This is a genomic window from Achromobacter insuavis (assembly GCF_902859645.1).
Lineage (GTDB): Bacteria > Pseudomonadota > Gammaproteobacteria > Burkholderiales > Burkholderiaceae_B > Achromobacter > Achromobacter insuavis.
This window is the reverse complement of sequence record NZ_CADIJR010000097.1, coordinates 1-21,286: the sequence shown is the minus strand read 5'-3', so window position 1 is coordinate 21,286 and position 21,286 is coordinate 1. Positions and strand designations below refer to the sequence as shown.

General features: G+C 67.4%; 18 protein-coding genes, 4 tRNA genes and 1 pseudogene. 11 read left to right on the top strand and 12 right to left on the bottom strand.

From position 1 onward, the window contains the following. Positions 1 to 85: 85 nt before the first annotated feature. On the bottom strand, positions 86 to 883 hold the full coding sequence (locus H0523_RS28480) for an energy transducer TonB (protein ID WP_054460546.1): 798 nt from the start codon (positions 881 to 883) through the stop codon (positions 86 to 88). Positions 884 to 1,102: 219 nt separating this feature from the next. On the opposite strand from H0523_RS28480, the gene H0523_RS28475 reads away from it, so the two are divergent. Then, positions 1,103 to 1,294 (top strand): hypothetical protein, encoded by a 192-nt coding sequence (locus tag H0523_RS28475; RefSeq protein ID WP_156350385.1) that lies wholly within the window; start codon positions 1,103 to 1,105, stop codon positions 1,292 to 1,294. Here the strand turns inward: H0523_RS28475 and H0523_RS28470 are convergent. The 6 genes from H0523_RS28470 to rnr all read right to left on the bottom strand — a co-directional run bounded on the left by H0523_RS28470 (position 1,295) and on the right by rnr (position 7,458). Beyond that, positions 1,295 to 1,370 (bottom strand) — tRNA-Val (locus H0523_RS28470). Between the two features lie 146 nt (positions 1,371 to 1,516). Continuing rightward, positions 1,517 to 1,789 carry an HU family DNA-binding protein gene (locus H0523_RS28465; RefSeq protein WP_003812968.1) on the bottom strand — a complete coding sequence of 91 codons (273 nt, stop codon included), beginning with the start codon at positions 1,787 to 1,789 and terminating at the stop codon, positions 1,517 to 1,519. A gap of 356 nt (positions 1,790 to 2,145) precedes the next feature. Beyond that, a complete protein-coding gene (locus tag H0523_RS28460) occupies positions 2,146 to 2,826 on the bottom strand; it encodes a Fe2+-dependent dioxygenase (RefSeq protein WP_054433282.1) in 681 nt (226 codons plus the stop codon). 51 nt (positions 2,827 to 2,877) lie between these two features. Beyond that, entirely contained in the window at positions 2,878 to 4,122 is a 1,245-nt protein-coding gene (locus H0523_RS28455; RefSeq protein ID WP_054433281.1) for a cystathionine gamma-synthase family protein, read from the bottom strand. Positions 4,123 to 4,166: 44 nt separating this feature from the next. Then, complete coding sequence (gene rlmB / locus H0523_RS28450; RefSeq protein ID WP_054433280.1) at positions 4,167 to 4,904, bottom strand: 23S rRNA (guanosine(2251)-2'-O)-methyltransferase RlmB; 738 nt, start codon at positions 4,902 to 4,904, stop codon at positions 4,167 to 4,169. An 88-nt stretch (positions 4,905 to 4,992) separates the two neighbouring features. Continuing rightward, on the bottom strand, positions 4,993 to 7,458 hold the full coding sequence (gene rnr, locus H0523_RS28445) for a ribonuclease R (protein ID WP_054433279.1): 2,466 nt from the start codon (positions 7,456 to 7,458) through the stop codon (positions 4,993 to 4,995). 178 nt (positions 7,459 to 7,636) lie between these two features. Here rnr and H0523_RS28440 point away from each other — a divergent pair. Continuing rightward, positions 7,637 to 7,721: transfer RNA gene (locus H0523_RS28440), tRNA-Leu, on the top strand. A gap of 377 nt (positions 7,722 to 8,098) precedes the next feature. Here the strand turns inward: H0523_RS28440 and H0523_RS28435 are convergent. Continuing rightward, positions 8,099 to 8,710 carry a tRNA-uridine aminocarboxypropyltransferase gene (locus H0523_RS28435; protein ID WP_054433278.1) on the bottom strand — a complete coding sequence of 204 codons (612 nt, stop codon included), beginning with the start codon at positions 8,708 to 8,710 and terminating at the stop codon, positions 8,099 to 8,101. A 192-nt stretch (positions 8,711 to 8,902) separates the two neighbouring features. Between H0523_RS28435 and H0523_RS28430 the strand changes: the two genes are divergently transcribed. After that, positions 8,903 to 8,987 (top strand) — tRNA-Leu (locus H0523_RS28430). 169 nt (positions 8,988 to 9,156) lie between these two features. Here the strand turns inward: H0523_RS28430 and H0523_RS28425 are convergent. After that, complete coding sequence (locus tag H0523_RS28425) at positions 9,157 to 9,597, bottom strand: GNAT family N-acetyltransferase (RefSeq protein ID WP_054433277.1); 441 nt, start codon at positions 9,595 to 9,597, stop codon at positions 9,157 to 9,159. Between the two features lie 118 nt (positions 9,598 to 9,715). Here H0523_RS28425 and H0523_RS28420 point away from each other — a divergent pair, with 118 nt between their 5' ends. The 4 genes from H0523_RS28420 (at position 9,716) to H0523_RS28405 (ending at position 14,833) form a co-directional block, all read left to right on the top strand. Next, positions 9,716 to 10,624 (top strand): DMT family transporter, encoded by a 909-nt coding sequence (locus H0523_RS28420; protein WP_054433384.1) that lies wholly within the window; start codon positions 9,716 to 9,718, stop codon positions 10,622 to 10,624. Positions 10,625 to 10,655: 31 nt separating this feature from the next. Beyond that, a complete protein-coding gene (locus tag H0523_RS28415; RefSeq protein ID WP_054433276.1) occupies positions 10,656 to 11,600 on the top strand; it encodes an AEC family transporter in 945 nt (314 codons plus the stop codon). 150 nt (positions 11,601 to 11,750) lie between these two features. Then, positions 11,751 to 12,974 carry a YeeE/YedE family protein gene (locus tag H0523_RS28410; RefSeq protein ID WP_054433275.1) on the top strand — a complete coding sequence of 408 codons (1,224 nt, stop codon included), beginning with the start codon at positions 11,751 to 11,753 and terminating at the stop codon, positions 12,972 to 12,974. A gap of 188 nt (positions 12,975 to 13,162) precedes the next feature. Beyond that, positions 13,163 to 14,833, top strand: coding sequence for an FMN-binding glutamate synthase family protein (locus H0523_RS28405; protein WP_054433274.1), 1,671 nt, complete (start codon positions 13,163 to 13,165; stop codon positions 14,831 to 14,833). Between the two features lie 36 nt (positions 14,834 to 14,869). On the opposite strand, the gene H0523_RS28400 is transcribed toward H0523_RS28405, so the two are convergent. Further along, entirely contained in the window at positions 14,870 to 16,339 is a 1,470-nt protein-coding gene (locus tag H0523_RS28400) for a phospholipase D-like domain-containing protein (protein WP_369816827.1), read from the bottom strand. An 11-nt stretch (positions 16,340 to 16,350) separates the two neighbouring features. Next, entirely contained in the window at positions 16,351 to 16,683 is a 333-nt protein-coding gene (locus H0523_RS28395; protein ID WP_054433273.1) for an ElaB/YgaM/YqjD family protein, read from the bottom strand. 323 nt (positions 16,684 to 17,006) lie between these two features. Here H0523_RS28395 and egtD point away from each other — a divergent pair, with 323 nt between their 5' ends. From egtD to H0523_RS28375, 4 genes are all read left to right on the top strand, one after another. Continuing rightward, entirely contained in the window at positions 17,007 to 17,984 is a 978-nt protein-coding gene (gene egtD, locus H0523_RS28390) for an L-histidine N(alpha)-methyltransferase (RefSeq protein WP_054433272.1), read from the top strand. 36 nt (positions 17,985 to 18,020) lie between these two features. After that, entirely contained in the window at positions 18,021 to 19,337 is a 1,317-nt protein-coding gene (egtB, locus tag H0523_RS28385) for an ergothioneine biosynthesis protein EgtB (protein WP_054433271.1), read from the top strand. Positions 19,338 to 19,479: 142 nt separating this feature from the next. After that, positions 19,480 to 19,556, top strand: a tRNA-Met gene (locus H0523_RS28380). Positions 19,557 to 19,955: 399 nt separating this feature from the next. Continuing rightward, positions 19,956 to 20,783, top strand: coding sequence for a carboxylesterase family protein (locus H0523_RS28375; RefSeq protein WP_054433270.1), 828 nt, complete (start codon positions 19,956 to 19,958; stop codon positions 20,781 to 20,783). Between the two features lie 51 nt (positions 20,784 to 20,834). Here H0523_RS28375 and H0523_RS28370 read toward each other — a convergent pair. Continuing rightward, a pseudogene (locus H0523_RS28370) lies at positions 20,835 to 21,286 on the bottom strand (hypothetical protein); the annotation flags it as partial.

The window sequence follows — 21,286 nt, the reverse complement described above, 5'->3', positions numbered from 1 at the left end:
TGCCGGAGCCGCGGCGGCCGGGGCCGCTGCCGGGCTGGTGGCCGCCTGCGCCACCAGGGTGGCGCTATGCATTGCGTTGGACATCTCAGTTCCTCATTACGAAATCGAACGGAATTTTTGCTTTGGCGGGATAGGCCACGCCATTGCGGGTATAGGGTTTCATGCGGGCCTTGCGAGCGGCGGTGAGCGCCGACTCGTCCAGCCTGGGGAATCCCGAGGACGCGTCGATGGTTGCCCGCTCGACCAGTCCCTGCGGATTGATTTCAACCAGCACCACCACCCGGCCCTCTTCCCGCATGCGGCGCGAGGCCATCGGGTAGTTGGGCATCGGCCGCGCCCCCAGGAACTCGATCTGCGATTCCTGCAGGATCTGGTCGGGCGGCGGTCCCTGCCGCGGCGCCTGCGTGGTCTTCGCGCCTTCTTCCGCGCCGGCGGGCGGCGTCTCGACCGGCGGCGTCTCCTGCTTGGGCTCGGGTTTGACTTCCTGCTTCGGCTGCGGCTTGGGTTTCGGTTTGGGTTTGGGTTTGGGCGCCGGCATCGGCGGCTTCTCGACGACCGGTTCCGGTTCGGGTTCCGGCTCGGGCTTGACCTCGGGCTCGGGTTCCGGATCCGGTTCGATCTCGGGCTGCGGCTCGGGCGGCGTTTCCGTCACCGGTTGCGGCACCTCCGGCGTGGGATCGGCTTTGGCGACCTGCGGGATGGGAGCATCCACCACGCTCACCATGATGGCCTCGGGCTCCTCCAGTTCGGGACGGTTCTCGGGCGCCAGGTAGATGGCGTAGACCACTGCGGCGTGTAGCGCGACGACCGCCAGGCCGGCGCCTAGGCGTATACCAATTGAAGACGGCGGTGAAGAGTTCAAACCACGTTGAAAGCTAGGCATGAATCAGCCAGGGTGCATTAACTTATCTGGCCAGCCAGAAAAAATGGCGCGCGACAGGCAGCGCCGGCTGACCGGTACAAGCCAAACATCATAGCTTAAATGCGAATGATTCGCACGTCATATTTCGTCTGCAACAGCGTAACACTCTGACGCGCGTCAAGGCGCGGCGCTCACCGGGACAACGCCAGGCCAGCCTAACCCGCGGTCGATTCAAACGGCATGATCGCGCGCAAACCGCGATCTGATTTCGCACGCGCTGACGCGATTGCAGGCGCATGCCACCTTGAGGCGGGCCCGCCCCGCAATATCTCGGACCACCGGCAAGCTGATCGCCGCGCGATCAACGGACGAAAAAAAAGCGCCCAGGAGATTCCTGACCGCTTGTTTTTCCGCTTGCATTATCGCTTTTGATGGTGGGTGCTACAGGGGTCGAACCTGTGACCTACGCCTTGTAAGGGCGCCGCTCTACCAACTGAGCTAAGCACCCGTCTTGGTTGCGGATCCATCGAAAAAAACGATGTGTGAAACGCCAGCCGGGGTACTCAAAAGCAATACGCGGGCCGGAGTATACCGGACCGCGTATGTGTCGGCAAATTACCGGGACCGCGCCCTCGGCAACCGCCTTGTCGTCAATTAGTTGACGGCGTCCTTCAGGGCCTTGCCCGGACGGAACTTCGGCACCTTGGCCTTCTTGATCTTGATGGTTTCGCCCGTGCGCGGATTGCGGCCGGTGCGAGCAGCGCGAGCCGACACGGCAAACGTGCCGAAGCCCACCAGGGTGACCGTACCGCCCTTCTTCAGGGTGGTCTTGACGGCGCCGATCAGGGCGTCAAGCGAACGACCGGCGGCAGCCTTGGAGATATCGGCCTTGCTGGCAATGTGATCGATGAGTTCGGTTTTGTTCATTCAGGTGTACCCCTCACAAGGTATGGAGTCTGCCGGGAGTGCAGTTCATCATGGCTGTCATGCTGGACATCACGACTTGCGCGTAGACCCGACAAACGACGAACAGACTAGTGGATAAACTTTTTCTTGCGCTGCAAAGCACAACTTTTAAACTGCTGCGCCGCCTAGGTTTCAAGGGCTTTCGAGCCCGTGAACCGTCAGCGACGCAGACGTGTATTAGGCCTTGGCGTAGAGCGGCTGTCAAGCGAAAACCTCACCACAAGCCGCACCAATACTAGCTTTTAGGCCTTTTCGCAATAAACAAAAACGCGCATTTCGGGGTTTGCGCGACACCGGCGCAACGCCCTGAAATCCGCTCACACGTCGGCCCAGCGGCGCAGCAGGTTGTGATAGATGCCGGTGAGTTGCACGATCGACGGATGACCCGCCGCGTCCTGGTTCAAACGCTGGATGGCGACGTCCATGTCGAGCAGCAAGGCGCGCTGGCTGTCCTCGCGCACCAGGCTCTGCATCCAGAAGAACGAGCTGACGCGCGCGCCGCGCGTCACCGGATTGACCTTGTGCAGGCTGGTGCCCGGATACAGCACCATGTGGCCGGCGGGCAGCTTGACCGTGCGCGGACCGTAGGTGTCGTCGATGACGAGCTCGCCGCCGTCGTAGGAATCGGGCTCGGAGAAGAACAGCGTGGCCGACAGGTCGGTGCGCACGCGCTCGGCGGTGCCGGTGATGCCGCGCACGGCGTTGTCGACGTGATAGCCGAAGGCCTCGCCGCCCTCGTAGCGGTTGAACAGCGGCGGAAAGATCTTGCGCGGCAGCGCCGCCGACATGAACAGGTTGTTGCCCGCCAGGCGCTGCAGGATCAGGTTGCCCAGCTCCTGCGCCAGCGGATGCTGCTCGGACAGCTGGCGGTTGTGCTTGACCTCGGCGGACTGGAAACCCGCCGTGACCTTGCCGTCGACCCAGTCGGCGGCATCGAGGCGATGGCGGATGGCCGCCGCCTCATCGGGAGTGAAAACTTCGGCGATCTGTATCAGCATGGATTCCTGCCCAGGTTGCGGCCGGCGCTCGCCGCGCCGGCGCCCCGCGAATTATCCCTGCAGGCAGCCGTTGAGCGCCTGATCGAAGTCAAATAGCAGATCAGTCTCGTCCTCGATGCCCACCGACACCCGGATCAGGCTGTCGGCGATGCCCATCTGCTGGCGGCGCTCGGCGCCCATCTCGTAATAGATGGTGTGCGCGGCGGGCAGCGCCAGGCTGCGCGTGTCGCCCAGGTGGGTGGCCATCAGCACGATACGCAGGCGGTTCAGGAAATCGAAGCAGTCCACGCCGTCGGCCAGCTCCACGCCCAGCAGCCCGCCGAAGCGCGCGCCGAACAGCGCGGTGGCGCGCGCGTGCTGCGGATGGCTGGCCAGGCCCGGGTAATGCACCTTGGCCACGCCGCGATGCTCTTGCAGGAAGCGCGCCAGCGCCAGCGCGTTGGAGCAATGCTTGGCCATGCGCAGCGCCAGCGTCTCGGCGCCGACGGCAATGCGGTGCGCGGGTTCGGCCGCGAGCGTGCCGCCCATGTCGCGCAGGCCCTTCTTCTTGATCTGGGTCAGGCCCCAGCCGGTCGACGGACCCTTGCGGTAGGCGTCGTAGATGTTCGAATAGTCGGCCCAGTCATACAGGCCGGTATCGGTGACCGCGCCGCCCAGCGCGTTGCCGTGGCCGCCGATGTACTTGGACAGCGAGTTCATCACCAGCGACGCGCCCACCGTCGACGGCCGGAACATCCAGGGCGAGGTCAAGGTGTTGTCCACGACATAGACCAGCCCCTTCTCGCGGCAGATCTCGCCGATGACCGCCAGGTCGGCGACCTGGGTGCCGGGGTTGGCGATGGTCTCGGTGAACACCATGCGGGTGTTGGGCTGGATCGCCGCGCGCACCTGCGCCGAGTCGGTCGCGTCGACGAAGGTGATCTCCACGCCCAGCTCCAGCAACGTGCCCAGCAGGCTGTTGGTGTTGCCGAACACGTACTGGCTCGACACCAGGTGGTCGCCACGGCGCAGCAGCGTGGTGAAGATGGCGGCCAGCGCGGCCATGCCGGTGGCGAAGCTCACCGTGCCCTTGCCGGCTTCCATATGGTTGATCTTCGCTTCCAGCGCGGTGGTGGTCGGCGTGCCCTGGCGGGCGTAGGTGAAGCCCGGCTTGCCCTGGAACACCGCGGCCAGTTCGCGCGCATCGGCGTAGGCGAATTCCGACGAGGGATGCATCGGCTTGTGCACCGCTCCGTGCTCGACGGATTGCTGGCGGTCGGAATGGAGGATCGTGGTGGTAAAGCCGTTCTGGTGCATGATGGGCTACGCGGGAAGGAAGATAGCGAAGGGAAAGACGGTTCTCAGGCGCGACGCTGGCGCACGGTTTCGTACAGGCAGACGGCGCTGGCCACGCTGACGTTCAGGCTCTCGACCGATCCCAGCATGGGGATGTTCACAAGCTGATCGCAGGTTTCGCGCGTCAGGCGGCGCATGCCCTCGCCTTCGGCGCCCATGACCCAGGCCATCGGCTGGCGCGCGTCGATCTGGTGCATGCTGTCGGTCGCCTGGTCATCGGTGCCCACCAGCCACACGCCACGATCCTTCAGGCCGCGCATGGTGCGCGCCAGGTTGGTGACCATCAGGTACGGCACGGTGTCGGCCGCGCCGCAGGCCACGCGCTGCACGGTGCTGTTGAGCCCGACCGCGCGATCGCGCGGCGCGATCACGGCATGCACGCCGGCGGCATCGGCCGTGCGCAGGCAGGCGCCCAGGTTGTGCGGATCGGTCACGCCGTCCAGGATCAGCAGCAGCGGCGGGCCCTCGATCACGTCGAGCACCTCGTCCACGTCCACCGCCAATTGGCGTTCCTCGGCCAGCGCCACCACGCCCTGGTGGCGGGTGCCGCGCGCCAGGCCATCGAGACGCTCCATGGCGACCGGATGCAGGCGGCAGCCCGCCTTTTCAACCTGCTCGATGAACGTCTGCATGCGCTTGTCGCGACGCGACGCTTCTACGTAGATTTCCTTGATCGAGTCGGGCGCGTGGCGCAGCCGCGCGACAACCGCGTGAAACCCGGCAAGGACTTGGGTCGACGCCATAAATGCAAATACCTTTAGAAAGACGGATGCCCGCCCCAGAGCGGGGCGGGCCGCCGGACGTATCCGGCCATAGCTGCAATGTTACCCCTTAGTGGCGCTTGCGCACCGCCTTCTTGGCCGGCGCGGCGCGCTGCGGGGCCTTGGGCGGCTTGCCGGCCTTCTTGGCTTCGGCGCGCCGTTCCTTGGCGGTCTGGCCCTTGAGCGCGGCCGGCTTGGGCGCCGCCGCCTTCTTGACGCGCCGCGGACCTTCGTCCGGGCCGCGCGCGGCCGCCTTGCGCAGGGCGTCGAAGCTGGTGCCCTGCACCAGGCGGAACTCGATGCGGCGCGCCTCCAGGTCCACGCGCGACACCTGCACCTGGACCTTGTCGGTCAGGCGGTAACGCATGCCGGTACGCTCGCCGCGCAGCTCGTGCAGCGCATCGTTGAACTGGAAGTACTCGCCGCCCAGCTCGGACACGTGCACCAGCCCTTCGACGTGCAGCGTATCCAGCGTGACGAAGATGCCGAAGCTGGCGACGCCGGTGACGGTGCCGCTGAAGTCCTCGCCCACGCGTTCCTTGACGAACCAGCACTTGAGCCAGGCCTCGACGTCGCGCGAGGCTTCGTCGGCGCGGCGTTCGCTGGCCGACAGCACCAGGCCCATCTTTTCCCAGATGGCGTGTTCGTGCTCGCGCTGGGTGCGGCCAATGACGACCGGCTGGTCGTCCAGGCTCGGCACATAGCGCTGGCCGGCCAGCAGGGCCTTGATGACGCGGTGCGTGAGCAGGTCGGGATAGCGCCGGATCGGCGAGGTGAAATGGCTGTAGCCGGGATACGCCAGGCCGAAGTGGCCCATGTTGTCCGGGCTGTAGATGGCCTGCTGCATCGAGCGCAGGCACATGGTCTGCAGCAGCTGGTAATCGGGACGGCCGCGCACGGAGTCGAGGAAGTCGCCGTAGTCCTTGGCCGTGGGCGTCTCGCCCCCGCCCAGCGACAGGCCCATGGTGCGCAGGAATTCGCGCAGCGACTGCAGGCGCTCGGGCGTCGGACCTTCGTGGATGCGGTACAGGCCGGGATGCTTGCTGCGCGTCATGAAGTCGGCCGCGCAGGTGTTGGCGGCCAGCATGCATTCTTCGATCAGCTTGTGGGCATCGTTGCGCACCGACGGCACGATCTGCTCGATGCGGCCCAGCTCATTGCAGACGATCTTGGTCTCGACCGTGTCGAAATCGATCGCGCCGCGCTTCTTGCGGCTCTGCGACAGCAGGTGGTAAAGCTCGTACAGGCTCTGCACCTGCGGCATGACGGCGCGCATGGCGTGGGCCGCCGGGCCGCCGGGCTGCTGCAGCGCCGCCCAGATATTGGTATAGGTGGTGCGGGCATGCGAGTGCATCACCGCGTTGTAGAACTGGTAGGCCGTGACCGTGCCGGCCTTGGCGCCCGAGGCCGGGATCACCATGTCGCACACCAGCACCAGGCGGTCGACGTCCGGGTTCAGCGAACACAGGCCGTTGGACAGCGACTCGGGCAGCATCGGAATGACGCGGCGCGGGAAGTACACGCTGGTGCCGCGCTCGAGCGCGTCTTCGTCCAGCGCGTCGCCGGGACGCACGTAGTGGCTGACGTCGGCGATGGCCACCAGCAGGCGCCAGCCCGGACGCTTGCGCTGGCCCGTGCCCAGTTCGACCGCCTCACAGTAGACGGCGTCGTCGAAGTCGCGCGCGTCTTCGCCGTCGATGGTGATCAGCGGCACGTCGCGCAGGTCGACGCGGTCTTTCAGGTCGCCCTTGCGGACGACGTCGGGCAGGCGGGCGGCCTGCTTGCGCGCGCCCTCGGAGAATTCGACGGGCACGTCGAACTTGCGCACCGCGATCTCGATTTCCATGCCGGGATCGTCGATCTCGCCCAGCACCTCGGCAACGCGGCCCAGCGGCTGCGTGTGGCGGGTGGGCTGCGCCATGATCTCGACTGCCACCACCTGCCCGTGCTGGGCGCCGTTGGTGTCGCTGGGCGGGATCAGGATGTCGTGCTTGATGCGCTGGTCTTCCGGCACCACGATGGACAGGCCATGCTCGTGCAGGAAGCGGCCCACCAGTTTGTTGGTGCGGCGCTCGATGACTTCCACGATGGTGCCTTCCGGCTTGCCGCGGTATTCGCCCGACGGCTTGACCAGCACGCGGTCGCCATGCAGCACCTTGAGCATTTCGCGCGGCGACAGGAACAGGTCCGGACCGCCGTCATCGCGCAACAGGAAACCGAAGCCATCACGGTGGCCCAGCACCTTGCCGGCCACGAAATCCAGCTTGGTGGCCAGCAGCAGCACGCCCTTGCGGTTGGGCATCAGCTGGCCGTCGCGCTCCATGGCGCCCAGGCGGCGTTCGAATCCCACCATCGTCGCGGGACGCTCCACGCCCATGCGCTCGGCCAGTTCCACCGGGGACAACGGCGCCCCCGCGGATCGCAGCGCTTTCAGGATGGCTTCACGGGACGGGACATCGGGGTCGAAGTCTGGCGGCGCTTCCGGCAACGGAGTGGATCTGTTGTTGTTCGATTCGTTATTCGATCGTTTTGCCAAAGCTAATTTTTCCGTATATAATGCGCAGCTTCTGTGGTTCGCCCAAGGCTGAACACTGAAGCAGAAATGGTCAGACGGATTGTAAAGTGGTTTTGCAATTGCGCTTTGAATACATGAGAAAAACCTCATGCAATCGAAGTGGCAGCGTATCACAAAGTTCTGACTGGAATGTCTCAGTGCCCAGGTGGCGGAATTGGTAGACGCGCATGGTTCAGGTCCATGTGCCGCAAGGTGTGGAGGTTCGAGTCCTCTCCTGGGCACCACGGAATTTCAGCTGAGGCTGCTTTGGTTCGCGACGATGTTGAAGTCGCCGTGAAATCAAACAGGCAGCGTTGGCAAAAAAGTTGAAAACCCCGGAAATCGCAAGATTTCCGGGGTTTTTGCTTTGTGCGGGATTTTTGCTCGTGCGCTTTTTACTCGTACTTCTTGCTCTCACGCTTTTTGCTCATGCGCTTTTTTGCTCGTGCAGTTTTTCTTTGCGCAGCGTGAGCGGCCCCGCGCCGCGCGGCTGCGTTCCACGCTTCGTTCTATACAGTCCAAATTACACGGTCTAAATACCCGCGCCGCGGCGAGCCTCGGGCGGAACCTCCCCTTTCGCCTGCCGAGCCGGGACAGCCTTCAGAGCCACCTCAGCGCCAAATCAGCGCCACGGCACCTTGCGATTCAGGTGATGGCGCGCATACAGATCCGCTCCCATCCCCGCGATCTGGCCATCGATCAATGCCTCGAAGGGTCGCAGCAGCTCATCGAAATTGCGAGGCGCCTCGAGCGCATTGAGCGCGTGCGTCACCGCCTCGATGGTGGACAGCGCACCCGGAATATCCGCGTGCCGCACCCGATAGCGCGTGGTCAGGCCGGGCGGCAGCATCACGCGCGGCAACGCGGCCAGCTGCGGATTGATGTGCAGCAGCTTGCGCGCATGGGTCCAGGTGCCATCCGGCACGATCAATTGCACCGGCGCGCCCGTCGCGGCGGCGCAGCCCGGCGCCAGCACCTCGGCGCCCTCACCGGGGAACAGCACGTGCGGCGCATAGCCAGGCTCGGCCCACTGCTCATATTGGAAACGCTCGCCCACCAGGCGCCGCGCGCCGCCCAATCCCAGCACCGCCAGCCGCGCCGTGTTCAGCGCGTGGCGCGCCTCGCTGGGATGCTGCAATACCACCACGCGGGTGCGCGGCGTCAACTCCGGGATCAGGGCGCACAGACAGTGGGATTCAGGGCGCTTGCAGCGCAGGCAGAGGGGGCGTGACATGGGGCGACACTATAGCGAAGCCGGCCGCATCGAAAAAAAAGTGAAAAAAATGCTGCATGACTTGCACACTTCCAAAAAAGTATGCATAATCTCGTTCCTCTGCTGTTGAACACGAAACGAAACGCAGCCGGTAGCAAGAAGTCGAAAGACAACAAGCAAATCGGAAAGCGACGCGGAAGGTAAGACATCAGCGCCCAGGTGGCGGAATTGGTAGACGCGCATGGTTCAGGTCCATGTGCCGCAAGGTGTGGAGGTTCGAGTCCTCTCCTGGGCACCAATTATTACATCACGAGGTACCTGTCGTGATGCGCCAAGAAAACCCCGTTCGCGAAAGCGTTCGGGGTTTTTTCTTTTCCGGGCCGGATACAAGCCCGCCGCGGCTGGCTGGCCATGACAAGCCAGCCATCGCAGGCCAGCCGCGACGGCCGGCCGATCGCTTGCCGCGCCTAGGCCAGCACCCGCGTCATGACGACGTGCGCAATGCCGGCTTCCATGAACTCCTCGCCTTCCACCTGGAATCCATGGGCCTCGTAGAAGCCCTTGGCGTGGGTCTGCGCGTGCAGCACCAGCATGCGGTGGCCGTCGCCGTGGCCCTGGCCGATCAGGGCGTCGAGCAACAGGCCGCCCACGCCCAGGCCGCGCGCGCGCTTGTGCACGGCCATGCGGCCGATGTGGCCATCGGGCAGCAGGCGGCCGGTGCCGAGCGGCGTGCCGTCGGCGGCATAGGCCACGGCGTGCACCGAGACCGCATCGTCGTCATCCATCTCGACCTCGGGCGGCACGTTCTGCTCGACCACGAACACGTCATAGCGCACCGACGACGCGTCGTCGCGCAGGCGGTCCCAGGTTCCCAGGGCGATACGTACCGCCGGTTTTTCGCTAGCCATTTGTTTTCCTTCGCGTCGCCGCTGAACATGAATCCTTTGCCGGCATTTTCGCAGGGATGGCGCATTGGCGAAACAGGCGTACCATCGCGGCTGGCCCAACCCGCAGCTGACCTCCATCATGCCGCAAGCCGCAACGCCCGCCTGGTTGAAATTCGCGCCCGCGCTTTTCCTGCTGCTGTGGTCCAGCGGCTTCGTCGTGCTGAAAGTGGGCCTGGCCTATGCCGATCCGATGACGTTCCTGGCGCTGCGCTACGCCTGTGTGGTGGCGCTGCTGGCGCCCTTCCTGCTGGCGCTGCGGCCGCCGCTGCCGCGAGGCGCCAGCGCCTGGGGCCACCTGGCCATGGTCGGCCTGCTGCTGCAGGCGGGCTACTTCTGCTTCACCTACCTGTCTCTCAAGCAGGGCATGTCCGCCGGCGGACTGGCGCTGATCACGTCGCTGCAGCCCATCCTGATCGGGCTGCTGGCGCCGGTGATCGCGCACGAACGCGTCGACGCGCGGCGCTGGGCGGGGCTGGGACTGGGCGTGTCGGGCGCCGCGCTGGTCATCATCGCCAAGGCCTCGGTCGACCTGGCTTCGACGCTCGGCCTGGCGTTCGCGGTGGCCGCCCTGCTCTGCATCACCAGCGGCACGCTGTATGAAAAGCGCTTCGGCGTGCAGACCCACCCCGTCACGTCCAACACCGTCCAATACGCCGTGGGCCTGGCGGTCACGGCGCCGCTGGCCTTCTGGCTGGAGCCGATGCACATCGACTGGACCGGCCCGCTGTTCGGATCGCTGGCGTACCTGGTGATTGGCAATTCGCTGGTCGCCATCACGTTGCTGCTGGCCATGCTGCGCCACGGCGAAGCGTCGCGCGTGTCGGCGCTGTTCTTCCTGGTGCCGCCCTCGACCGCCGTCATCGCGCTGCTGGTGCTGGACGAGCCGATCCCGCCGCTGGCCTGGCCCGGCATGGCGCTCGCGGCGCTGGGCATCCTGCTGGTGACGCGCTCGGCGCGCACGCCCGCGCCGGCGCGGCAAGTAGAATGAGCGCCCTTTCGCGCCCACTTCGCCCGCCGCCATGAATGCCGTCATCACCGCCGCCCTGCCGGTCTTCGCGCTGATCCTGACCGGATGGCTGGCGGCGCGCTGGCGCATCCTGGGGCCGGCCGCCACCGACGCGCTGAACCGCTACGTGGTCTACCTGTCGCTGCCGGCGCTGCTGTTCCGCGCCATGACGCAGGTGGATCTGGCGCACATGGCGCACTGGGGCTTCGTCGGCGCCTTCGCCGGCGGTATCGCCGTCACATTCGCGCTGTCGTTCCTGCCGCGCAAGCGCGGCCCGCGCGGGCTGACGGACCGCAGCATCGAGGGGCTGGCGGCGGCCTACGCCAACGCCGGCTATATGGGCATCCCGCTGTGCCTGGCGCTGTTCGGCGCCGAAAGCCTGGCGCCGGCCGCGTTCACCACGCTGATGACGGCCAGCGTGCTGTTCGGCTTCGCCATCGCCCTGATCGAATTCGACCGCCAGCAGGCGCCCGGCCTGGGCGCCACGCTGGTCAAGGTCGGCCGCGCGCTGATGCGCAATCCGCTGCTGGCCGCGCCGGTGCTGGGCCTGGCGTGGGCCGGCACCGGGCTGGCGCTGCCCGAGGGACTGGATCGCTACGTGTCGTTGCTGGGCGCGTCCGCCAGCCCCTGCGCGCTGGTCACCATCGGCCTGTTCCTGGCGCAGACCGAGACCGCCAGCCCGGGGCCGGGCGTGCTGCGGCTGGTGGCCGGCAAGCTGCTGCTGCAGCCGGCCGTGACCGCGCTGCTGGCGTTCCAGGTGTTTTCCATGCCGCCGCTGTGGGCCTGGACCGCGGTGCTGATGAGCGCCCTGCCGATCGGCACCGGCCCTTTCATGCTGGCCCAGATGTACGGCCGCGATGCCCGCGTCACCTCGCGCGCCATCCTGGTGTCCACGGTGCTGTCCGTCCTGACCGTGAGCCTGCTGGTGGCCTGGATCAGCGCGCACCCGATCTCCTGAGCCGCGCAGTTTTATATAATTTTTGGTTATTAAAGAAGCACAAATAGATGCTTTGAGAAATGACCTGCTAGCTTTAGACTTTTATCCACGATGACGGGTGCGGCGACGCGCCCGTTTGCTTTTCCCTTATCGAATCCCCGGGACTCTCCCATGAGCACCAACACTTCCGCCCTGCCCCTGCCTTCGGCGCTGCCGCCCATCCAGATCAACCGCAAGCCGCTCTGGATCGCGCTGCTGCTGGTGCTGGCCGGCGCCCTGTACCTGAACCAGACCGTCAGCTGGCGCCAGGGCGCGCTGTGGATCGTCGGCGCGCTGCTGGGCGTGGCGCTGTACCACGCCTCGTTCGGCTTCACCCAGGCCTGGCGCGTGTTCGTGTCGGACCGCCGCGGCGCCGGCCTGCGCGCGCAGATGTTCATGCTGGCGATCGGCGTACTGCTGTTCTTCCCGTTCCTGGCGCAAGGCTCGCTGTTCGGCCAGCCGGTCAACGGCCTGGTCTCGCCCCCGGGTGTGTCGGTGCTGCTGGGCGCGTTCCTGTTCGGCATCGGCATGCAGCTGGGCGGCGGCTGCGCCTCGGGCACGCTGTTCGCGGTGGGCGGCGGCAATACCCGCATGCTGGTCACGCTGCTGTTCTTCATCATCGGTTCGGTCATCGCCACCGCCAACTTCGGCTGGTGGTCGACCCTGCCCGCGCTGGCGCCGACCTCGCTCATCAAGACCTGGGGCTTGGCGCCCGCCATCATCGCCAACCTGGCGGTGTTCGCGCTGATCGCCTGGATCGCCACCGTGCTGGAAAAGCGCCGCCACGGCCACGTGATCTCGTTCGCTTCGCGCACCGCGCGCCCGGCCTCGCTGCTGCAAGGCCCGTGGCCGCTGATCTGGGGCGGCGTGGCGCTGGTGGTGCTGAACTTCGCCACGCTGGCGCTGGCCGGCCGGCCCTGGGGCATCACCTCGGCGTTCGCGCTGTGGGGCGCCAAGGCGCTGGACGCGATGGGCGGCGACGTGGCCACCTGGGCCTACTGGAGCAAGCAGGCCGCGCTCGGCGCGCCGCTGCGCCAGGACGTGACCACGGTAATGGATATCGGCCTGATGCTGGGCGCGCTGGCCGCGGCCAGCGCCGCCGGCAAGTTCGCGCCGGTCTGGAAGGTGCCCGCTCGCTCGCTGGCCGGCGCGGTCATCGGCGGCCTGCTGCTGGGCTACGGCGCGCGCCTGGCCTTCGGCTGCAACATCGGCGCCTACTTCAGCGGCATCCTGTCGGGCAGCCTGCATGCCTGGCTGTGGTTGCCGGCGGCCTTTGCCGGCAGCGCGCTAGGCGTGCGGCTGCGTCCGCTTTTTGGCCTGGCGGTGGAAAAGACGCCGTCGGCATCCAGCTGCTGAGAAACACTGTTCCAGCAACGGCCCCCGAAAGGGGGCTTTTTTACGTCCTCGCCCCGCAGCGCCAGCACTGGCGCGGCTTGCGGACGGGTTCGGGATCTCGGCACCATGCCGGCACGCGCCTTCCCGTTCACCGGTTTTACAGCCGCCGTGGTGTATGGTTGCTGCATTCCGCCCTACGGAGACAGGACATGCAATGGATCGCCGGCCGCTTCACGGCCTTTATCTTGACCCTGGTGGCCGCCGCCGCGACCACCATCCTGGTGTTCACGGACTCGTACTGGTGGCTGTGGGCCGCCGTGCCGCTGGTGCTGCTGGGCCTGCTGGGCGTGTACGACCTGATCCAGACGCGCCACGCCATCCGCCGCAACTATCCGGTGCTGGGCAACCTGCGCTTCCTGTTCGAGTTCATCCGGCCCGAGATCCGCCAGTATTTCCTGGAGGATGACACGCAGGCCTCGCCGTTCTCGCGCGCGCAGCGTTCGATCGTGTACCAGCGCGCCAAGCGCGAGATCGACAAGCGGCCCTTCGGCACCCAGGAAGACGTGTACGGCGACCGCTACGAATGGATCAACCATTCCATGTCGCCCACCCACATCGGCGACACCGACTTCCGCGTGGCGGTCGGCGGCCCCGACTGCACCCAGCCGTATTCGATGTCGGCCTTCAACGTCTCGGCCATGAGCTTCGGCGCCCTGTCGGCCAACGCAGTGCTGGCGCTGAACGAAGGCGCGCGCCAGGGCAACTTCGCCCATGACACCGGCGAGGGCGGCATCAGCCGCTACCATCGCCAGCCGGGCGGCAGCCTGGTGTGGAACATCGGCTCGGGCTACTTCGGCTGCCGCGACGAGCACGGCGCCTTCTCCGAGGAGGCCTTCGTCAAGAACGCCTGTACGCCGCAGGTGAAGATGATCGAGATCAAGCTGTCGCAGGGCGCCAAGCCGGGCCACGGCGGCATCCTGCCAGCCGGCAAGGTCACGCCCGAGATCGCCGAGGCGCGCGGCGTGGCCCCCTGGCAGGACTGCAACTCGCCCGCCAGCCATTCGGCCTTCGACTCGCCCATCGGCCTGATGAAGTTCGTCGCCCGCCTGCGCGAGCTGTCCGGCGGCAAGCCGGTCGGCTTCAAGTTCTGCGTCGGCCATCCGTGGGAATGGTTCGCCATCGTCAAGGCCATGCTGGAAACCGGCATCACGCCCGACTTCATCGTGGTCGATGGCGCCGAGGGCGGCACCGGCGCGGCGCCCGTCGAATTCGTCGACCACGTCGGCACGCCGCTGCGCGAGGCGCTGCGCCTGGTGCACAACACGCTGATCGGCGTGAACCTGCGCGACCGCATCAAGCTGGGCGCCTCGGGCAAGATCATCACCGCGTTCGACATGGCCCGCGTCATGGCCATGGGCGCCGACTGGTGCAACGCCGCGCGCGGCTTCATGTTCGCCATCGGCTGCATCCAGGCCCAGGCCTGCCACACCGGCAAATGCCCCACCGGCGTCACCACCCAGGATCCGCTGCGCCAGCGCGCCCTGGTGGTGCCGGACAAGGCCCAGCGCGTGGCCAACTTCCACAAGAACACGCTGCACGCGCTGGCCGAACTGCTGGCCGCCGCCGGCCTGACGCATCCGAACCAGTTGCGCCCGCACCATATCGCGCGCCGCATCTCGTCCAGCGAGATCCGGCTGCTGTCGGCGCTGTTCCCGGAACTGGCGCCGGGCGAACTGCTGCGCGGCGAGTTCCGCCACCAGGTGTTCCGCGCCGGCTGGTCGATGGCGCGCGCCGACTCGTTCCAGCCGACCCACGACATCAGCACCGCGCTGGCGCAGGAATACGTCATGGCGCATCCGCCGCAGGGCACGCCGGCCTGAGCGCGGGATGGGCCGCCGCGGCACGCGTCGCCCGGCCTACAGCCAGCGCTCGAACATGCGCGAGAAGAACTCCATGAAGCGGTCATCCACGCCCCGGGCCCGCCAGGCCTCGGGCGTGATGCGCACCGACTCGGCCACGTCGCGCTGGAACAGCGCCTCCATCTCGGCCGCGAACTCCGGCCCCAGCACCACCGCGTTGACCTCGTAGTTCAGGGCGAAGCTGCGCCAGTCCATGTTGCTCGATCCCACGGTGGACCAGACGCCGTCGACCACCGCGGTCTTGGCGTGCAGCAGCGCGTCGCGCCGCTCGTGGATCTTCACGCCCGCCTTGAGCAGCTTGCCGTAATGGGAGCGGCCGGCATTGAACACCAGCGAGGAATCACTGAAGCCCGGCAGCACCAGCACCACGTCCACGCCGCGCTGCGCGGCCGCCGCCAGCACGTCGACGAAGGCGGGGTCCGGCACGAAGTACGCCATGGTGATGTGGATGGAGCGCTGCGCGCTCTCGAACGCGGACATCAGCGTCAGGTAGACGGTGTAGCCGTCGCTGCGATCGGGCTGGTTGGCCAGGATCCGCACCCGCGTCGGCCCGGTGGCCGGCGCGATGTCCGTGCCGCCGCCGCGCAGGGGTTCCTTGGCCTGCGATTGCCAGCCATCCTGGATCACCGCTTCCAGCTGGGCCACCGCCGGCCCCTCGATCCGCAGGTGCGTATCGCGCCAGGGCGCGGCCTGGGCGTCGGTCCGCTTCGCGTCGGGTCCGCTGCCCACGCCGCCCGACGCGCCGCTGCCGCCGGCGGGCGATGAGGCGTACACGGCGCTGACGTTGATGCCGCCCAGATAGCCCACCTTGCCGTCCACCACCAGGACCTTGCGGTGGTTGCGCTGGTTCGGCGACCAGCCGGCGCGGCTGCCGCTGACGGGGCTGACCGGATTGAAGACGGCGACCTGCACGCCCGCGTCGCGCAGGCGCTGGAACAGCGCATCGGGCGTCTTGAGGGTGCCGACCGCGTCCACCATCAACGCGACGTCGGCGCCGCGGTTGCGCGCCGCGATCAGGGCCTCGGCAAAGCGCGCACCCTCCTCGTCATCGTCGAAGATATAGGTTTCCATGTGCACGTAGCGCCGCGCCTGCGCGATCGAGCGCAACATGGCCTGGTAGGTGCTCGGGCCATCGGCCAGCAGTCGCACGCGATTGCCGGCCACCAGCGGCGCGCCGCTGACCGCTTCCTCGACGGCCAGGTGGCGCGCGAGGAAGTCATCCTTGGCATTGCGGGGATCCGCCGCGATGTCGTGGCCGCGGCGGTAGCTGGCCTGCGACGCATCGGCGGACAGGCCGGCCTGCGCCTTGCGGGCAGCGCGTTCCTGCGCATCGGGCACGCTGGCGCAGGCGGCCAGCAGGGCCGCGCAACAGGCCAGCGCGGCCGCGCGCACGGCGCATCGCCATGCGGTCCGCCCCTGCGCCGCCGGCGCGGGCGGGCCCGGCGGCGGGGCCGGAGGCGGCCTCATGGCACGGGGACTCAGCGCCGGTTGGCCAGCAGGCAGCAGCCCAGCAATACGCCCACCAGCGTCGCCACGCCCACCGATTTCCAGGCGTGCTCGTGCACGTATTCATCGGCGTAGGCCTTGGCGCGGCGGGCGCGCTCGCGCGCCACGCCTTCCCAGTCGCCCGCGGATTCGCGCGCCTCGGCCAGCTGGCGCGTCAGGCGCGCGCGCGCCGCCTCGATTTCAGAGCCGGTATATGAGGCGGTCGAACGCAACAGGTCTTCCGTACCGGCAAGCAACTCGTGAAGGCTGTCGTTCACGCGGTCGCGGTGCAGGGCCATTTCGGCGCGTTGGTGCTTTCGATTCATAGTCGCTCCTTGTCGCGGGTTGCTCAGGGGGCCTTGCGGCTTGCCGCCAGGCCGTGAACCCATTGTGGCCATTCCCGCCGCCGCGCGCCCGAGCTTTCGCAACCAGCCGTTAACCGATATTTCAGTGGCGCGGCGCTTGCTGAGCCCGGCAGGCGCGGTGACGGCCATAGGTACCGTCCCCGTGTGCGGACGGCCTTTCCGCCCCCGCCAATTTCGTAAAAGTCCATTGCATTTCAGTGGCTTAACTTGACACCGGAACCCCTCTGGCGGCCACAATGTGTTTTTGCAATGCGCTTCATCAGCCTCAAAAAGGAACTGAACGCATGGTCTCTCCCTCCGCCCTGCTCGCCGGCGCCGCCCCGCGGTTCCTGGCGCCGCAACCCCAGCCCCTGAACGCCGAGCAGCAGGAATTGCGCGACGGACTGCTGGATCATCCCGCCCATATCGATCCCAAGTTTCTCTACGACGCGCTCGGCTCGTCGCTGTTCACCGCCATCACGCAATTGCCGGAGTACTACCCGACCCGCTGCGAGGCCGAGATCTTCGCGCGGCACGGCCAGGACATCGCGCGCCACATCGGTCCGGTGCAGGCCATGATCGACCTGGGCGCGGGCGACTGCGTCAAGGCCGAGCGGCTGTTTGCCAGCCTGCGCCCGCGCCATTACGTCCCCATCGACATTTCCGCCGACTACCTGCAAGCCGCGGCGCGGCGGCTGCGCCTGTCGTATCCCGACCTGCGGATCACGCCCATCGGCCTGGACTTCTCCCAGGCGCTGGCGCTGCCCGCCGACATCGGCGCCGAGCAGCGGCTGTTCTTCTATCCTGGCTCCAGCATCGGCAATCTCGACCCGGACGCCGCGCTGGCCATGTTGCGGCGGATCCAGCGCCAATGCGCCGGCGGCGGGCTGCTGGTCGGGGTCGATCGCGTCAAGCCCAGGCAGGTGCTGGAGCCGGCCTACGACGACGCCCTGCACCTGACCGCGGCCTTCAACCTGAACCTGCTGCGCCACGTCAACGACCTGCTGGGCAGCGACTTCGACGTCGACGACTGGCGCCACGTGGCGCTGTTCAACAGCGATCAGTCGCGCATCGAGATGCACCTGGAAGCGCGGCGGCCCGTCACCGTGGCCTGGCCCGGCGGCCAGCGGCGCTTCGACGCGCAAGAGCGCATCCATACCGAGAATTCGTACAAATTCACGCCCGAAACGTTTACCGAGCTGCTGCAACGCGCGGGCTACCACGACATCCGCCACTGGTCGGACACCCGCGGCTGGTTCTCGGTGTTCAGCGCCCGTGCCTGACGTCGCGCCCCCTCAACCCGCCCCTGGAGGATCGCCATGGAACCTGCCTGCCTGCTGACCCACCCGGCCAACGGCCCCTACGCCGCCGGACAGGCCGGCCAGCACGACCGGTACGATGCCGTGCGCGCCACCACCACGGCGCTGGCCGCCCCGTTGAGTCCGGAGGACTGCCAGGTGCAGTCCATGCCGGACTGCAGCCCGGTCAAATGGCACCTGGCGCACACCACCTGGTTCTTCGAGACCTTCCTGCTAACGCACTTCCATCCGCCCTGCCCCGTGTTCCACCCGCAGTACCGGATGCTGTTCAACTCCTACTACAACGCCATCGGCGCCAAGCACCCTCGGCCGCAGCGCGGCCTGCTGACGCGGCCGCCGCTGGCCGACGTGATGCGCTATCGCCAGCATGTCGACCAGGCCATGCACGACCTGATCGCGCGGCTGGGCGGCAACGATCCGGCCTTCGACGCCTTGCTGGAGCTGGGGCTGAACCACGAGCAGCAGCACCAGGAGCTGATCCTGACCGACCTCAAGCACCTGTTGTCCGCCAACCCGCTCAAGCCGGCCTACGTGGCCTCGGGTTCGCCGGCGCTGCCGCCGGGCACGCCCGCCGGCTGGACCCGCTACAACGGCGGCGTGGTCCGCATCGGCCACGACGGACAGGGCTTCGCCTTCGACAACGAAGGCCCCGCGCACGACGTGCTGCTGGCGCCCTTCCACCTGGCCGACCGCCTGGTGACGCAGCACGAATACCTGGCCTTCATCCGCGACGGCGGCTACAAGCGGCCCGAACTGTGGCTGTCGCTGGGCTGGGAACGGGTCTGCGCGGAAGGCTGGCGCGCGCCGCTGTACTGGGAAGGCCAGCGCGACGACTGGCGCGTCTTCACGCTGCGCGGCATGCAGGAGCTGGAATTGCAGGCGCCGGTCACGCACATCAGCTACTACGAAGCCGATGCCTATGCGCGTTGGGCCCGGGTGCGCCTGCCGCGCGAGGCCGAGTGGGAGCATGCCGCGCGGCAGTTGCCCGACGGCGCCTGGTCGAACCGCGCCAACCTGCTGGAAAACGGCCACCTGGATCCGCGTCCCGCGCCCGCCCGATTGAGCAGCGGCGGCCCGGCGCAGCTGTTCGGCGATGCCTGGGAATGGACCGCCAGCGCCTACGATGCCTACCCGGGCTTCAAGCCCGATGGCGGCGCGGTGGGCGAGTACAACGGCAAGTTCATGTGCAACCAGTACGTGCTGCGCGGCGGCTCCTGCGCCACGCCGCGCGGCCACATCCGGCCAAGCTACCGTAATTTCTTCCCGCCGGAAGCGCGTTGGCAGTTCTCCGGCATCCGCCTGGCGCGGGATGCCTGAGGGCGCGTCAGGGGGGCCTGCGCGGGACGGCACGCGGGCCCAAACAAAAAAGCCCGCCCCCTACTTGCAATCCTAAAATTTTCCGTGCTAGAATTTCGTTCTTCGTTGCTTGGCTTTCATTGAAACCGGCGGCGATAGGGATGGCGCATTAGCTCAGCCGGTTAGAGCGACGGAATCATAATCCGCAGGTCCCCTGTTCGAATCAGGGATGCGCCACCAGAGAATTCAAAAAGGCCTTCACGCAAGTGAAGGCCTTTTTTCATTGGATCGCCGGATCGGGCTCGGTAATCAGTACCCGACAACAGTACCCGACAATCACTGCGCGGCAATCACCACTCGGCCGCCACTCCTGCCAGCCCCCCTGTCTCTGGCCGTGACGGGCCCGGCCTTCACACATTTCCACATAATCCCCACATTTTTCCCGCATACCCGCACGGTCCGCCCTCTTAGAATCTTCGCCCACCACGCCCCCGCGGAGAATCTGACATGCCCCCCAGCCGCATTCAAGTTTCGCGCCTCGCGCAAGCTTGCCGCCCCGTTGCCCCGGCCGTTACCCCAGCTGCACCTGGCCGCCAGGCCGCCATCAGGACCGGTATCGCTGCAGTCGCCGCGCGCGCCATGCTTGCCGCGGCCCTGGGCCTGAGCGCCGGCCACGCCTGTGCCGCGCAAGGCGGCGTGCAGGCATCGAGCGTCACCTACGCCCCCACCGCGGCGCAGCTACAGACGGTGGAAATGCTCAAGCAGGCCTCCATCGACGCCTTCGCGCCGGCGGAATTCGCCCGCGCCGGCAAGACGCCGCTGCCCTATCGCCTGGTATCGCCCATCGCACCCGAAAGCGGAAAAAAATACCCACTGGTGGTGATTTTCCACAGTTCAGGCGGCGTCGGCAGCGACAACCTGCTGCCGCTGAACGCGTTCACCCGCGCCTTCGGCTCGGCCGAGTCGCGCCGCGATTTTCCCGCCTACGTGCTGGTGCCGCAGACGCCGGGCCGCACCGCCAACTATGAAAAGGACGGCCATGGCGTGCGGATCTCGAAGGCCGGCGCCGACCTGCCCGACGTCATGCGGCTGGTCGAGGACATCGCCAGGCACCATCCGGTCGACGCCAGGCGGATCTACGCCGTCGGCTTCTCGATGGGCGCGTCGGCCGCGCTGGACGCCGCCGTCGCGTCACCCGGACGCTTCGCGGCCATCGTCGCCATGTCGGGCGTGCCGCCGGAGCGCTCGCTCGCCAGGCCGCTGGCGGGCGTTCCCACGCTGCTCATCCACGGCACCGCCGACCAGGAGAATCCCTACGAGGGCAGCCAGATCTGGGCCAAGGCCCTCGCGGCCGCGGGCGGCCATCCGGTCTTCATCACCTACCAGGGCATGGATCACCGCATCGCGCCGGAACTGCTGACCGCCAGGCCCTGGCGCGAATGGATGTTCCAGCAGAAGCAGCCATGACGCCGCGCGGCGCGGGGCGTCATGGCCCCGCGCCGGCCTTCCGTGCGGCGATCAGGGCTTGACCACCATGTCGCGGCGCCGCCCGCCCCAGGTCGCGCACAGGCTGGCCACGAACGCGCCGATCAGCATGGAGGCAAAGCCCCACAGCGCAAACGCCGCGGCGGCCTTGCGTGCCGTGTCGGCCGCTTCGCGCGCCTTGCGCTTGGCGTCATCGGCGGCCTGACGGGCCTGCTGCAGCGTCTGATTCACGCGCTGCTGCGCGGCGGCGGCATCGATGCCCGCCTGCGCCGCGATCACGCGGGCCACATAGTCGCGATCCGCCGGCGTCATGTCGCCGCGCGCCAGGCTCATCGCCACGATGCGTCCGACTTCGGCGCGGGCCGCGCCGCGGTCACCGGCGGCATCGGGCCGCTCGTTGCGCAACAGGACGTCCGTGAAGTAATCGCCAGCGCCGTCCGCGCCGCCGGCTGCCGCCCCCGCGCCGGCAGCGGCGCTCGCGGTCA